This is a genomic window from Burkholderia sp. WSM2232, assembly GCF_000472545.1.
Classification (GTDB): Bacteria; Pseudomonadota; Gammaproteobacteria; order Burkholderiales; family Burkholderiaceae; genus Paraburkholderia.
The window spans coordinates 110,855-123,949 of the sequence record NZ_AWZV01000014.1; the positions used below are offsets into that span (position 1 = coordinate 110,855).

A 13,095-nucleotide genomic window follows, 5' to 3' on the forward strand; every position below is an offset into this window, starting at 1 on the left:
TCCAAAGCAGGACCTTTTCATGAATTCAATCACTGCCACCTCACAGGCGGCACTTCCGAGGCGCCGCGCGCGCCTGCCTATGCCCGACGCCAGAGCATGGCTCGCGGCGGGCCAATGGTTCGTCACGCTGCTGCTGTGCGCGTTTCAGATCGTGCCGGTCGCCATGTCGATCCTCGCCGGTCTCACGGTCAACTACTTCAAGGGCATCTCGAGCGGCCTCACGCTGCGCTGGCTCGGCGAAGTGTGGACGCAATATCACGGCTCCGTGTTTCTTTCACTCGAAGTCGCGGCCGCGACGCTCGTCGTCACGTTGTTGACGGGCGTGCCGGCGGGTTATGTGCTGGCGCGCAGCAAGACGCGGCTTTCGCGCGTCATCGAAGAGTTTCTGGTGCTGCCCATCGCGCTGCCTGGCCTTGCATCCGCGCTTGCGCTGCTGGTGGTTTATGGCGGCTTCACGATGTTTCGCATGAGCGTCGCGTTTATCGTGGTGGGTCACGTGGTCTTCACGCTGCCGTTCATGGTGCGCGCGGTCGCCGCCGTATGCGCGAGCAGCGATCTGCGCACGCTGGAAGAAGGCGCGGCGAGTCTCGGCGCGAGCTTCGTGCAGCGCTTCGTGACCATCGTGCTGCCCAATGCAAGGCCGGGCATCGTGGCGGGCGCGCTCGCGGTGCTCACGCTTTCCATCGGCGAATTCAATCTGACGTGGATGCTGCATACGCCCGACACCAAGACGCTGCCGGTCGGTCTCGCCGACACGTATGCGTCGTTGCGCATCGAAATAGGCAGCGCCTACACGATTCTCTTTTTCATCATGACGATGCCGCTGCTCGTCGCCATGCAATGGCTCGGCGTCGATGCAACCGGCCAGCGCAATCCGCGCAAACACCGCGGCGCGGCTTCCAAGACATCCACCACGACGCTATGACACTCGCCTTTGCTCCCTCTTCCATTTCCGCTTCGGTTCCGATCACGCTCACGCAGTGCGCGAAGACATTTCGCGGCACACGTGTGCTCGAACCGGTCGATCTGCGCATCGAGGCAGGCGAGACGCTGGTATTGCTCGGCCCCTCCGGCTGCGGCAAGACCACCACGCTGCGCATGATCGCAGGCCTCGAGACGCCGGACGCCGGCGGCCGCATCGCGTTCGGTGACGACGACGTCACGGCACTGCCCATCGAAAAACGTCAGGTCGGCATGGTGTTTCAAAGCTATGCGCTGTTCCCCAATCTGACGGTACGAGGCAACATCGGCTACGGCCTGAAAATCCGCCGCATGCCCGCTGACATCGCGCGAACACGTGTGGACGAATTGCTCGGCATGATGCGTCTCACCGCGCATGCGGACAAACCCATCGATCAGCTGTCCGGCGGCCAGCGCCAGCGCGTCGCGCTTGCCCGCGCGCTGGCCGTGCAGCCGCGCGTGCTGCTGCTCGACGAACCGCTCACGGCACTCGACGCCCGCTTGCGTGACGCATTGCGCAGCGAAATGAACGCGCTGTTGCGCGACCTCGGCATCACCACCGTCTACGTAACGCACGATCAGGCCGAGGCAATGGAACTGGGCGACCGCATCGTCGTGATGAGCGCGGGGCGTATCGAGCAGATCGGCGCACCGCGCGACATTTACTATCGCCCGGCGAATCGCGCGGTTGCGCAGTTTGTCGGCACGATCAATCGCGTGGCAGGCGAGCGCCGCGGCAACCTGCTGACGACCACGGGCGGCGAAGTGCCGCTGCCGCCGGCGCAGCGGCACGCCGCGGCACAAGCCGATGCTAAGCACGAAATTTTCTTTCGCCCCGAGGACGCCTTCCTCGCCGATCCGGCTCGAGCGCACCTGCGCGGCACCGTGCAAAGCAGCGCATTTCTCGGCGAACGCACGCGCCTGACCATTCACGGCGCCGCTCCCGATGCGTTATTCATCGACGTGGCAGGCCGCGTCGAACTCGCACGCGGCACGCCGGTCGGCCTTTGCATCGGGCAGGACGCGCTGATTGCGCTATCGTAATGAAGCCGCGCCTTGCATCCGCGCGCAACCAACAGGACTACCCCATGCTGCTGGCTCAAATTAGCGATCTGCATATCAAACGGCCTGGCGCGCTCGCCTATCGCCGTGTCGACACCGCTGCATATCTCACGCGCTGCATCGCCGCATTGAACGCGCTCGATCCTCGCCCGGACGCAGTCATCATGACAGGCGATCTCGTCGATCAGGGCGAAGCGCAACAGTACGAGCACCTGAAAGCGCTGCTCGCACCGCTCGCCATTCCCTACCTGCTCCTCGTCGGCAATCACGACGACCGCGCCGCGCTGCGCGCCGTTTTTCCCGAGCGCGCGGAATTGCACAGCGGCGGCGAGTTCGTGCAGTACGCGGTGGATGTCGGTCCGCTGCGTCTGATCGCATTGGATTCGCTGGTGCCGGGTCAAAGCGCCGGCACGCTATGCGACGCGCGGCTTGCGTGGCTCGCGGCACAGCTCGATGCGGCGAGCGGTAAGCCGACTGTGGTCGCGCTGCATCATCCGCCGTTTGCTTGCGGCGTGGGACACATGGACAAGTTGCGGCTCGATCCGCTCGCGGCGCACAGGCTCTCTACGCTGATCGCGCGTTATCCGAACGTGGAGCGTGTGATCTGCGGACATGTGCATCGTCCGATGTTCGTGCGCTTTGGCGGCACCATTGCGTGCGCGGTGCCGGCGCCCGCGCATCAGGTGGCGCTCGACCTTCGCGACGATGCGCCGTCGGCGTTCATGATGGAGCCGCCCGCGTTTGCGCTGCATCGCTACGATGCGGTGACTGGCATCGTCACGCATCACGCCTATGTGGACGCCGCCGAGGGTCCTTATCCGTTTTATGAGCCCGAAGGCGCGTTGATCGACTGAACGCGTGTGCTCACGAGGCGCTCAACGCTTGACGAAGGTCTGACGCACACGCCGCGACACGCTGAAATAAGGTATGCCGAGCGCAGCGGCGACAAGCGCCTGCATGAGACCTTCAAACGGAATCGCGATGTGAACGCCGATGGCGTGCGTCATGTAATCGCCCAGCAGATACGCGCCTGTACGCATCACGAGAATCGCGCAGAGCCATGCCTGCACGTGGGTCGGCAAACGTGCCGACCTGCGCCACGCGAGCAGCGCGAACCAGCCAATGCCCGCCACCATGAATGCGCCGATCAGCACGTCCAAGCCGGTCATTACCATCACCGTGCGATACCAGCCGTGCGTGCCAGGGCGCACGGAAACGGCGAGCAGTTCCCATTCGAGCATCAGGTGCAGCGAGTCGCGCATCGCCCATGCAGTGACGAACGCCCACGCGGCCAGACCGGGCAGCGCGACAAGCAGGCAGCCGCCAATGCGCCGCGGCGCGGCTTCGCCATGCGCGTGACGTCGGGTCGTGGACAGGTTGGATCGTTTCATTGAATCGTGCGAAATGGCTGGATAGCGCGGCGATTCTACGAACCTTGGGCAAGCAAATCGCGCATTTTTGTCACAAGCGCAAGATGGTGCCGGCGCGGGTGCCAGCCCGAGTGCCAGAGAGCATGCGCTTCTCGCCTGTGCAGTTCGCCGCCGACACCCCGCCGTGGACACCCCGCCGTGGACAGCCCGCCCGCAGCTTGCGCAAGCAGGCCAGTGAGCCAGCACGATCTGATGCCCTCCGGTATGATCGGCACGCTCGAGGACCGCGCACGCGCCGGTCCGCTCACTGTCTTCTGTCATGTCCACGTCCAACGCGTCCACCCCCGCTTCCGCCGACCGGTCGCTGCGCGGCCTCCTGCTTCTGCTTGCCACCATTGCCGGCGTCGCGGTCGCGAACATCTATTACAACCAGCCTCTGCTCGATAACCTGCGGCACTCGTTCCCCGCGAGCGCGTCGTGGGTCGGCGTGGTGCCGGCCGTCACGCAGCTGGGCTACGCCGCCGGGATGTTGCTGCTGGCGCCGCTTGGCGACCGCTTCGACCGGCGCGCGCTGATCCTGCTGCAAACCGCGGGCATGTGCGTCGCGCTGGTCGTGGCGGCGGCCGCGCCGGCGCTGCCGGTGCTGGTCGCCGCGAGCCTCGCGATCGGTGTGCTCGCCACCATCGCGCAGCAAGCGGTGCCGTTCGCCGCCGAACTGGCGCCGCCTGCAGAGCGCGGTCATGCGGTGGGCACGGTGATGAGCGGCCTGCTGCTCGGCATCCTGCTCGCACGAACGGCCGCGGGCTTCGTCGCGCAATACTTCGGCTGGCGCGCGGTGTTCGCCGCCTCCGTGGTCGCGCTGCTGGCGCTCGCGGTGGTCATCGTCTTACGGTTGCCGAAGAGCAAGCCCACCTCCACGCTGTCCTACGGCAAGCTGCTCTTGTCGATGTGGCATCTGGTCGTCGAACATCGCGCATTGCGTGAGGCTTCGCTGACCGGCGCGGCGATGTTCGCCGCGTTCAGCATCTTCTGGTCGGTGCTCGCGTTGCTTCTGGCCGGTCCGCCCTTTCATCTCGGACCGCAGGCCGCGGGTCTGTTCGGCATTGTCGGCGCGGCGGGCGCGCTCGCGGCGCCGCTTGCCGGCAAGTTCGCGGACCGGCGCGGACCGCGCGCCATCATTACGCTGTCGATTGTGCTGGTGGCAATCTCCTTCGTGATCTTCGGCGTCTCCGCCACCAGCATCACCGGGCTCGTGATTGGCGTGATCGTGCTGGACGTGGGCGTGCAGGCCGCACAGATTTCGAACCAATCGCGCATCTACGCGTTAAAGCCCGACGCGCGCAGCCGCGTGAATACCGTGTACATGGTCGCGTATTTCATTGGCGGCGCGCTCGGCTCGGGCGTGGGCGCAGCCGTGTGGCCGGTGTTCGGGTGGGTGGGCGTGAGCGTGGCGGGTCTGCTGTTCGCGGGCCTTGCCGCGTGGAATCATCTGGCGTTGCAGACGAACACGAAACAATAACGAGGCACGCGCCTAGCCGTGGCTTCGGGCATACGCGTACTCGTGCAGCGCGTCGATTACGCGGTCGAATTCGAACGACTTGTCGTAGAAGTGCCGCACGCCATACTGTTCGCAGCGTTCGCGATACGCCGGCAATGCGTGATTGGTGAGCACCGCCGCGAACACGGAGTCGATCAGCCCTTCGCGCTGCAGGTAAGCCAACACGGGCACGCCTGAACCGCGCTTGAGCTGCAGGTCGACGATGACCGCGTCGAATGCTTCGTCGCCGAGGAGCGCGATGGCTTCGTCGGCGGAATCGGCATACGCGGCCACGCGCAGCGAACCCGACGCGTCGATGGCTTCCACCAGGCTGCGGCGGATCAGCGGCGAATCTTCGATAAGCAGCACGCGCAACGGTGCGCGGCTGGCTGACTCGGCAAGGATGTTCGATTCGCTGTTCATCGGGATCTCTCGATCGTCCATTATTCGATCAAGCCGTTCTTGATCGCGTAGTAAGTGAGATCGGCATTGTTCGCCAACCGCATCTTCTCGAGCACGCGAGCCCGGTACGTGCTCACCGTTTTCACGGACAGGTGCAACTCCTCGGCGATCTGCGTGGGAATCTGCCCTGCGGCCAGCTTGCAGAAAATCTGGAACTCGCGCTCCGAGAGCGCCTCGTGCGGCCGCGCCGCCGCCGGTTTGTCAAGATTGTCGGCCAGCGTGTCGGCCACGGCCTCCGACAGATAACGATGCCCGCGCGCCACCGCACGAATCGCACGCACTATCTCGTCCGGCTCGCAGTCCTTGTTCAGATAACCGTTCGCGCCCGCGCGCAGCAGGTTGATTGCGTACTGGCTCTCCGGGTAGCCGGAGAGGATCAGCACGCCCTGCTCGGGGCGCACCTGCTTGATGACGCGCAGGGTGTCGATGCCGTTCTTGTCCGGCATCGCAATGTCGAGCAGCACGACGTCGAATGCCTGCTCGCGTACGAGGCTGATCGTCTCGTCGCCGGTCGCGGCTTCCGCCGCGACGCACATATCCGGCTCGTCGGCCACGAACTGTCTGAAACCCCCTCGGACGATCGCATGATCGTCAGCTATCAACACTCGAATCATCGGCTTAGTGTCCGTACGATGGCGTCGCCCCGAAGCAGACATTGTAATGTCGTCGCGGCGCATGTCGACGCGCCGCGGGTCCGCGCGCCGCCCCTCCCGTCCGTCCGGCCTGCAGACATCATCGCGGCCGCCGCTGCCGGCCGGCCGCTCGCCCTGCGGGGCATGCTCACTCGCGGCCCTCGAGCAGATCGGCCATGTCGTCCGCATGCTCTTCCTCGACCGCGAGGATCTCTTCGAACAGACGCCGCGTCGTGACGTCCTTCTCGCCCAGATAGCGGATGATCTCGCGATAGGTGTCGATTGCGATGCGCTCGGCGACCAGGTTCTCGCGAATCATGTCCGTCAGGTTCTCGCCTTCCTTGTACTCGGAATGCGCGCGCGTCTTCAGGCCGTCCGGCGCGAAGTCCGGCTCGCCGCCAAGCTGCACGATGCGCTCCGCAATGCGGTCGGCGTGCTCCTGCTCTTCCGCCGCGTGCTCCGCGAATTCGGCGGCCACGGCCTCGGAATTGATGCCCTTCGCCATGAAGTGATGCCGCTTGTAGCGCAGCGTGCAGACAATCTCGGTTGCGAGCGCGTCGTTGAGGAGTTTGAGCACCGTCTCGCGATTGGCGCCGTAGCTTTGCGTAACGGGACCGTCCGACATGTGCTTGCGGGCGTCGTCGCGAATCTTTTGAATGTCCATCACGAACGGGTCGCTCGAGCCGGATGCCGCGCCTTGCGCGCCAGGTGTATTCGCCATTGAGTTTCTCCTTTATCCGTATTGGGGGAATGGGCGCATCGCGAGCCGTGCCCGCGACGCGCCGTGAGGGTCACGCTCAGGTCTACGTTCGGAACACGCCGAGCAGCAGCGTGACCACGAACACGACGAGGAAGATGTAGAACAGAATCTTCGCGATTTCGGCCGCGCCTGCCGCGATGCCCGTGAAACCGAACACCGCTGCAATGATGGCGATGACGAAAAAGACGATGGCATAGTGAAGCATGGCAACTCTCCTTCTTGTTGGTATCGGCGTGAATTCTCGTACGCCTGCGTGGTGTCAGCACCGCCTCGCCCTGCCCTTGTCAGGGCGCCCGCTCAAGGCGAAAGCGAAAGGCAGAAGCGGCGCTAATCGACAATTTTTTTCGTCACCACGAAGCCGAGAACGAGGAACACCACGCACAGAATCACAAAGACGACGAACAGGAACTTCGCGATGGCCGCCGCGCCCGCAGCAATGCCGGTAAAGCCAAGAAGGCCGGCTATCACCGCGATGACGGCGAAAAACAACGCCCACTTCAGCATGATGGCTTCCTCCTGAAACAGTGAATGGGATCAGGGTTCATGCTATCCACGAGCGGCGCTGCGCGCATTCCGACGCGCTCCGGTTTTCGTGTGAGAATCCGCTTACATTGGATTACGGCAGCGTTACGCCGCGCGCATGAGCTGGGCGCCGCGCCCCCGGCCGGGCTCGCGCGAGCGCGGCGTCGAACGCTACACTGATGCCTGTCCAGGGAGCCGAACTTGTCAAACGTGCACAACGCACCTCACGCGCCCAACGCGCCCGATTTGCCGAACGACGCGCCGTATGAAATACCGCATGAAGCGGCGGGTGAGGCCGCGAGCCGTGCGCCCGGCGACGCGCCGCCGCGCCGCGCCGCCGCGCGGCTGAGCGCGTGGATGCGCACACGCAGCTGGGCCATCGCGATGACCGTGGCAATCGTGATCACGGTGGGCGGGCTCGTCATTCTGGAGACCGCGCGCGAGCGCATCGCCGCCGAGTACGAGACGGCGCTCGAAGCGCGCGACGTCACCGTGCAACTGAGCGCGCTGGCGAGCCAGCTTTCGCATTTGAGCGCGCAGCAAAGCGAGTTTCTTCTGACGAAGCGCGACGACGCCGCCCACGCGTTTTGCGCGACAGCCGCGCGCATCCGCGCAAGCGCAGAGCCGTTGCAGCGCTTTTACGTCAGTCCGAAGGCCGACAGCGCCGAGCTTGCGAGCTTCACGCAGATTCGCGCGCTGATCGACGCACGCATCGGCGCCGGCGCGGCGGCCTTGCAGCGCGCCGCGCCGCATCCGCTCGATCTCGCCGCATGCGGCAGCACGAGCGGCGCGCAAGCTGTCGACCCGGCGCTGGTCGACAGCACGCTCAGCCTGCTGCGCGACAACGAAGAGCGCCGCGCGCAGCATGCGCTCGCCGCGAGCCGCGCCGATCAGCGTATCTCCACACTGTGCGCGGCGGGACTCTCGGCGCTGAACATCGTGCTCTTCATTCTGCTGTTCCGTAACCTCGGCATTCAGATCGACAGGCAGGCACGCGTGCAGCGTCAATTGATCACGCAGCAAGGCGAACTCGATCAGCTCGTGAACGAACGCACCCGTCAACTGGAGGCGCTTGGCTGGCATTTGCAGGCCGTCAGCGAAAACGAAAAGACCCAGCTTGCGCGCGAACTGCATGACGAACTCGGGGCGATATTGACCGCGAGCAAGATGGATGTCGCGTGGGCGAACCGCAAGCTGAAGGACAGCGCCCCGGAAATCTCCGACAAACTGCGGCGCGCACTCGCCAATCTGGACCAGGGCATTGCGCTCAAGCGCCGCATCATCGAGGACATGCGTCCCACCGTGCTGGCGAACTTCGGTCTCGTGACCGCGCTGCGCACACTCGCCGACGAAGCCGCGCAGCGCAACAACTGGACACTGAACCTGCAGCTTCCCGCAGACGATATTCAACTCGACGAGCAGACGGAAATCGCGCTTTTCCGTGTCGCGCAGGAGTCGCTCACCAACGCCGCGAAATATGCCCGCGCGTCGCAGGTGTCGATTGGCCTGCGCGTCGGGGAAGGCCTCGTCACGCTCGACATTGCCGATAACGGCGTGGGCATCATGCCGGCCGATCTGAAGCGCACGCACACGCACGGGCTGCTCGGCATGCGCCAGCGCGTCGCCGCACATGGCGGGCGCTTCGACATCCGGCGCGGCGTGCCGAGCGGCACCGACATTCATGTCGTCATGCCGAGCACCAGCACCGCTGCACAGCCGGGCAGCGACGCGTCGCCCGCCACGCTGCGCACACCGATCTAGGCGTGCCGCAAAGGTGCCGGATGCGTCGCTGTAGGAGTGCGCCGACGCGAACACCAGAGCGCACCTACAACAAAATCGCAGCGCAGCCGACAGCGCCGCACACGCCCTTTTTTTACCATGCAATCAGACCGGATCGACTGGCGCAAGCCACGGTCGGCAGCTAGCAGAGCCGCTAGCGGGACACGTCAACCGATACCTTCTCGACAAGGAGAACTTCCATGAATCGACTGATCGCTTTGCTCCTCATCGCAGGCACGGCCGCGCTCGCCGGCTGCAACACGATGGCAGGTGCCGGCCAGGACATCTCCAAGGGTGGCGACGCCCTCACCAACCAGGCTGAAAAGGCAAAGTAAAGCGCCGCTGGTTGAAGCCCGTGCGCCTCGCAGGCGCAGGGCTGATCGCTGTGATGCATCATCGAGCCCGCTGCGGGAAATCGCAGCGGGCTTTTTGCTGGCCTTTTGCTGGCCTTTTGCTGGCCTTTTGCTGGCCTTTTGCTGGCCGTCTGCTGGCCGTCTGCTGGCCGTCTGCTGTGCGTCTGCTGGCCTTTTGCTGGCCTTTTGCTGGTTTGCGGCAGGCGAAGTAAGCGCGCTGGAGGTTGCCTCGAGGCGGCCTGCGCGTTGGCGATCAGCGCGCATTTCGAGAAACAGTCCGCAAAAACAAAGCGGCGACCCACTTGCGTGGATCGCCGCCCCGTCCTCCCCAGGACTTGCCGCTATGCCATGCGCTGCAATGCGCGCATGCTTGCTAGCGAACTTATGCGCCCGTCAGCGTATTCGAGAGTTCGACGCTCGGTGTGCTCGTATTGCCGTTCTGCACGATCAGCAGATGAATCTGCCCAACCGCGAGCTGACTCAACGCACCGCCGATCGGCACCGACGTAATGAGCCAGTCCGCGTTGTTCGACAATGTGAACGCCTGCGACTGGTAGATCGGCGTCTTGCTGCCCGCCGCCGTCGCGATCAGCACATACTGCCCGCCCGATACATAGATCGAATCCTGGCCGCTTGCCGGCACGGCGTTCTTGAACGCGACACCGGCCATGGTCGGCGAAACGTTGCTGATATTCGTGTTGCTGGCCTGCACGAGATAGAGGTCGAGATTCGGCGCATTGCCCGACGCATTGAAGCCGCGCACGCGTGCGCTATTGGACAACAGGCCCTTGTCGAACGGATCGTCGATCAGGCCGATGTCCGGCGTTGCCGTGCCCGGCAGCGCAAGCACCGTATATTCGTGACCCTTGGCGACGTTCGGGAAGTTGCCGCTCGCAAGCGGAGTCGTTGTGCCGGTTGCCGAGTAGGCGACGTTCGTCGAGCCAGTGTTGATGTTGGTGAAGTTCGTCACACCCTTATACGAAACATTCGTCTGTCCCGAGGGTGCGCTGCCGTTGACGAGAAAATCCACCGCGGGTCCGCCAGGAATCGCGTGTACGAAGTGGATTTGCGGATTGGTGAGGCCAAGCTCCTTGCCTATGTCGTCGGAGCCCCCGCCGCATGCGCTCAGCACGGATGCAACGGCGATCATGGCCGCCATGGTTCGAATCAGTTTCATTGTGATCACCTATCTCGATGTCGGGCTCTCGGCCCATTCATATACGGGCGCACGCTTTGGACCTCGCCATCAGAAACCGTGTTCGGCAATCGTTTGAACGGTCTCGTCGCGGCTGTCCTCGGCGTTGCATTCCCTCCTATCCCTGCGCTGCGCGGCCCTTATTCAAGGCGCGCCGCGGTCCATGTCGATGGACGCACCCAATGAGCAATGCGTGTGCCGCGACCATCGAATTGGCTTATGACGACGCGAGAATGTCTTGATGGACAATATTCCGCACGCATTAGAAGCTTTCCTCAGATGGTGGGCACGGCGACGCGGTGTATCGTTCGTGCGCACCCCATACTTACAACGGCAGCCTGTATGTCTTACCAACGCTTACTCGCTGAACTCGACCTCGGCTTTACCCGCTTGCGCAGTCGCGTGGTGATGGGCTCCATGCACACGGGCATGGAAGACCGCTTCTGGAATTATGCGAAGCTTGCCGAATACTTTCGCGAGCGCGCAAAGGGCGGCGTCGGCCTGATCATTACCGGCGGTATCTCGCCGAATCGCGAGGGTTGGCTGCTGCCGTTCGGCGGCACGCTGAACTCGGTGTTTGATCTGCGCAATCATCGGCGGCTCACGCAAGCGGTTCACGAAGAAGGCGGCAAGATCGCACTGCAGATCCTGCATGCAGGTCGCTACGGTTATCAGCCATTGGTTGTGTCCGCATCGGCTTTGAAGTCGCCCATCTCCAGGTTCAGGCCACGCGCGCTCAGTGTCAGCGGCATAGAGAAAACCGTGCGCGCTTACGCTCGCTGCGCGAGGCTCGTGCAGCGGGCAGGCTACGATGGCATCGAGATCATGGGCAGTGAAGGCTATCTGCTCAACCAGTTCCTCTGCCCGCGCACAAACCGGCGCACCGACCGTTACGGCGGCAGCATCGAGAACCGCATGCGCCTCGCGCGCGAGATCGTCGAGCGGGTGCGCGCTGTGTGCGGCGAGCGCTTCATTGTGGTGTACCGGCTCTCGCTGATCGATCTCGTGGAAGGCGGCAATACGTGGGATGAAACCGTGCAGGTTGCCCGCGCGCTCGAAGCAGCCGGCGTGACCCTGTTCAACACGGGAATCGGCTGGCATGAGGCGCGCATTCCCACCATCGTCACCTCAGTGCCGCGCGCCGCGTTCGCCGCATTGAGCGCGCGGCTCAAAGCCGCCGTCAACGTGCCGGTGATCGTGTCGAACCGCATCAATACGCCCGAGGTTGCGGAGGCGTTACTCGCCGACGGCGCGGGCGATCTGGTTTCGATGGCGAGGCCGCTGCTCGCCGATCCCGACTTCGTGCTGAAAGCCGCCGAGGGCCGCGCGCACGAAATCAACACATGTATTGCGTGCAACCAGGCTTGTCTGGACCACACATTCAGGAATCAGCGCGCGAGCTGCCTCGTCAATCCGCGCGCGGGACGCGAAACGGAACTGGTGTACCGGCCCGTTTCGAGTCCGCACAGGGTGCGCTCGGTCGCCGTGGTCGGGGCGGGGCCGGCGGGACTGTCGGCAGCCACCGTGGCGGCCTCGCGCGGGCATCGCGTGACGCTGTTCGATGTGGCCGCAACCATTGGCGGTCAGTTCAATCTTGCGATGCGTGTGCCGGGCAAGGAGGAGTTCAGCGAAACGATCCGTTATTTCCGCAGCCAGCTGGAGCGGCATGGTGTCGACGTACGGCTCGGCACGCGCGTGGACCCCGCGCTGCTCGCGGCCGGCGCCTACGACGACGTTGTGATTGCGACCGGCATCGTGCCGCGGCGGCCGGCGATTCCAGGTATCGACGCGCCCTATGTGCTGTCGTATGTCGATGTGCTGCGTGGCGCTCCGGTGGGGCGCCGCGTCGCGGTGATCGGCGCGGGCGGCATCGGCTTCGACGTGAGCGAGTTTCTGCTGCATCGCGCGGACGAGCCGCTCCCGGTGCCGCTCGACACGTGGCTCGACGAATGGGGCGTGGATCTGTCGGTGAGCGCGCGCGGCGGTCTCAAGGCACCCGCGCCCGCGCGGCCGCCGCGGCAGATCTGGCTTCTGCAGCGCAAGGCAGGCAAGCTCGGCGCGGGGCTCGGCAAGACCTCTGGTTGGGTGCATCGTGCGACGCTCGCAAGAAACGGCGTGACGATGCTCTCCGGCGTGTCCTACCTGATGATCGGGGCGACAAGCGTGGCGACAGGCGGGTCGACAAGCGGGGCGCGCGGTTTGAAGATTGCGCGCGGCGGTGTCGAAGAGTGGCTTGAAGTCGACAACATCGTGGTATGCGCGGGGCAGGAATCGCTGCGCGATCTGCATCCGGGTGAGTTTGTGCCGGGAAAATCCGCGGACCGGGGCGGCGCGCGCTACCACGTGATCGGCGGCGCGGCGCTCGCCACGGAACTGGACGCGAAACGCGCGATCCGCGAAGGCGCGGAGCTGGCAGCGCGGCTTTAGCGCGGGGGCCGTGAGCGCTCGTATGCGGACCGGGTT

General features: G+C 64.6%; 14 protein-coding genes. 7 read left to right on the forward strand and 7 right to left on the reverse strand.

The features are described from left to right. The first annotated feature begins 19 nt into the window (after positions 1-19). Genes F757_RS0114895 through F757_RS0114905 form a run of 3 tightly spaced genes read left to right on the forward strand, consistent with a single transcriptional unit; the run spans position 20 to position 2,876 of the window. Positions 20-925, forward strand: a complete 906-nt coding sequence (locus F757_RS0114895; protein ID WP_027212090.1) for an ABC transporter permease — start codon at positions 20-22, stop codon at positions 923-925. Then, the gene (locus F757_RS0114900) at positions 922-2,004 is read left to right on the forward strand and encodes an ABC transporter ATP-binding protein (RefSeq protein ID WP_027212091.1); all 1,083 of its coding nucleotides are present in this window, start codon (positions 922-924) and stop codon (positions 2,002-2,004) included. Before F757_RS0114895 ends, F757_RS0114900 begins: the two co-directional genes overlap by 4 nt. A gap of 44 nt (positions 2,005-2,048) precedes the next feature. Then, positions 2,049-2,876 carry a phosphodiesterase gene (locus F757_RS0114905; RefSeq protein ID WP_027212092.1) on the forward strand — a complete coding sequence of 276 codons (828 nt, stop codon included), beginning with the start codon at positions 2,049-2,051 and terminating at the stop codon, positions 2,874-2,876. Between the two features lie 21 nt (positions 2,877-2,897). Here the strand turns inward: F757_RS0114905 and F757_RS0114910 are convergent, their stop codons facing one another. Further along, a complete protein-coding gene (locus F757_RS0114910; protein ID WP_027212093.1) occupies positions 2,898-3,413 on the reverse strand; it encodes a DUF2569 domain-containing protein in 516 nt (171 codons plus the stop codon). Positions 3,414-3,711: 298 nt separating this feature from the next. On the opposite strand from F757_RS0114910, the gene F757_RS0114915 reads away from it, so the two are divergent. Continuing rightward, positions 3,712-4,911, forward strand: coding sequence for an MFS transporter (locus F757_RS0114915; protein ID WP_027212094.1), 1,200 nt, complete (start codon positions 3,712-3,714; stop codon positions 4,909-4,911). Between the two features lie 12 nt (positions 4,912-4,923). Here the strand turns inward: F757_RS0114915 and F757_RS0114920 are convergent, their stop codons facing one another. The 5 genes from F757_RS0114920 to F757_RS35190 form a co-directional block, all read right to left on the reverse strand. After that, positions 4,924-5,352 (reverse strand): response regulator, encoded by a 429-nt coding sequence (locus F757_RS0114920; protein ID WP_027212095.1) that lies wholly within the window; start codon positions 5,350-5,352, stop codon positions 4,924-4,926. Between the two features lie 20 nt (positions 5,353-5,372). Then, the gene (locus F757_RS0114925) at positions 5,373-6,005 is read right to left on the reverse strand and encodes a response regulator (RefSeq protein ID WP_013338705.1); all 633 of its coding nucleotides are present in this window, start codon (positions 6,003-6,005) and stop codon (positions 5,373-5,375) included. A 166-nt stretch (positions 6,006-6,171) separates the two neighbouring features. Then, positions 6,172-6,744: a ferritin-like domain-containing protein gene (locus tag F757_RS0114930; RefSeq protein WP_013338704.1), complete on the reverse strand. Its 573-nt coding sequence runs from the start codon at positions 6,742-6,744 to the stop codon at positions 6,172-6,174. Positions 6,745-6,826: 82 nt separating this feature from the next. Continuing rightward, the gene (locus tag F757_RS35185; protein WP_006052455.1) at positions 6,827-6,988 is read right to left on the reverse strand and encodes a DUF1328 domain-containing protein; all 162 of its coding nucleotides are present in this window, start codon (positions 6,986-6,988) and stop codon (positions 6,827-6,829) included. Between the two features lie 122 nt (positions 6,989-7,110). After that, on the reverse strand, positions 7,111-7,287 hold the full coding sequence (locus F757_RS35190) for a DUF1328 domain-containing protein (RefSeq protein ID WP_013338703.1): 177 nt from the start codon (positions 7,285-7,287) through the stop codon (positions 7,111-7,113). A 288-nt stretch (positions 7,288-7,575) separates the two neighbouring features. Between F757_RS35190 and F757_RS0114945 the strand changes: the two genes are divergently transcribed. Together F757_RS0114945 and F757_RS0114950 are read left to right on the forward strand one after the other, a co-directional pair. Further along, the gene (locus F757_RS0114945) at positions 7,576-9,066 is read left to right on the forward strand and encodes a sensor histidine kinase (protein WP_442856646.1); all 1,491 of its coding nucleotides are present in this window, start codon (positions 7,576-7,578) and stop codon (positions 9,064-9,066) included. Between the two features lie 218 nt (positions 9,067-9,284). Beyond that, positions 9,285-9,419, forward strand: coding sequence for an entericidin A/B family lipoprotein (locus F757_RS0114950; protein WP_006052452.1), 135 nt, complete (start codon positions 9,285-9,287; stop codon positions 9,417-9,419). Between the two features lie 400 nt (positions 9,420-9,819). Here the strand turns inward: F757_RS0114950 and F757_RS0114955 are convergent, their stop codons facing one another. Next, positions 9,820-10,614 (reverse strand): DUF4397 domain-containing protein, encoded by a 795-nt coding sequence (locus F757_RS0114955; RefSeq protein ID WP_027212097.1) that lies wholly within the window; start codon positions 10,612-10,614, stop codon positions 9,820-9,822. 360 nt (positions 10,615-10,974) lie between these two features. Here F757_RS0114955 and F757_RS0114960 point away from each other — a divergent pair, with 360 nt between their 5' ends. Beyond that, positions 10,975-13,059, forward strand: a complete 2,085-nt coding sequence (locus tag F757_RS0114960; RefSeq protein WP_027212098.1) for an NADPH-dependent 2,4-dienoyl-CoA reductase — start codon at positions 10,975-10,977, stop codon at positions 13,057-13,059. Positions 13,060-13,095 lie beyond the last annotated feature (36 nt).

Coding starts and splice junctions, on each gene's coding strand:
- F757_RS0114895 (WP_027212090.1), top strand. CDS start 20: ATGAATTCAATCACTGCCACCTCACAGGCGGCACTTCCGAGGCGCCGC.
- F757_RS0114900 (WP_027212091.1), top strand. CDS start 922: ATGACACTCGCCTTTGCTCCCTCTTCCATTTCCGCTTCGGTTCCGATC.
- F757_RS0114905 (WP_027212092.1), top strand. CDS start 2,049: ATGCTGCTGGCTCAAATTAGCGATCTGCATATCAAACGGCCTGGCGCG.
- F757_RS0114910 (WP_027212093.1), bottom strand. CDS start 3,413: ATGAAACGATCCAACCTGTCCACGACCCGACGTCACGCGCATGGCGAA.
- F757_RS0114915 (WP_027212094.1), top strand. CDS start 3,712: ATGTCCACGTCCAACGCGTCCACCCCCGCTTCCGCCGACCGGTCGCTG.
- F757_RS0114920 (WP_027212095.1), bottom strand. CDS start 5,352: ATGAACAGCGAATCGAACATCCTTGCCGAGTCAGCCAGCCGCGCACCG.
- F757_RS0114925 (WP_013338705.1), bottom strand. CDS start 6,005: ATGATTCGAGTGTTGATAGCTGACGATCATGCGATCGTCCGAGGGGGT.
- F757_RS0114930 (WP_013338704.1), bottom strand. CDS start 6,744: ATGGCGAATACACCTGGCGCGCAAGGCGCGGCATCCGGCTCGAGCGAC.
- F757_RS35185 (WP_006052455.1), bottom strand. CDS start 6,988: ATGCTTCACTATGCCATCGTCTTTTTCGTCATCGCCATCATTGCAGCG.
- F757_RS35190 (WP_013338703.1), bottom strand. CDS start 7,287: ATGCTGAAGTGGGCGTTGTTTTTCGCCGTCATCGCGGTGATAGCCGGC.
- F757_RS0114950 (WP_006052452.1), top strand. CDS start 9,285: ATGAATCGACTGATCGCTTTGCTCCTCATCGCAGGCACGGCCGCGCTC.
- F757_RS0114955 (WP_027212097.1), bottom strand. CDS start 10,614: ATGAAACTGATTCGAACCATGGCGGCCATGATCGCCGTTGCATCCGTG.
- F757_RS0114960 (WP_027212098.1), top strand. CDS start 10,975: ATGTCTTACCAACGCTTACTCGCTGAACTCGACCTCGGCTTTACCCGC.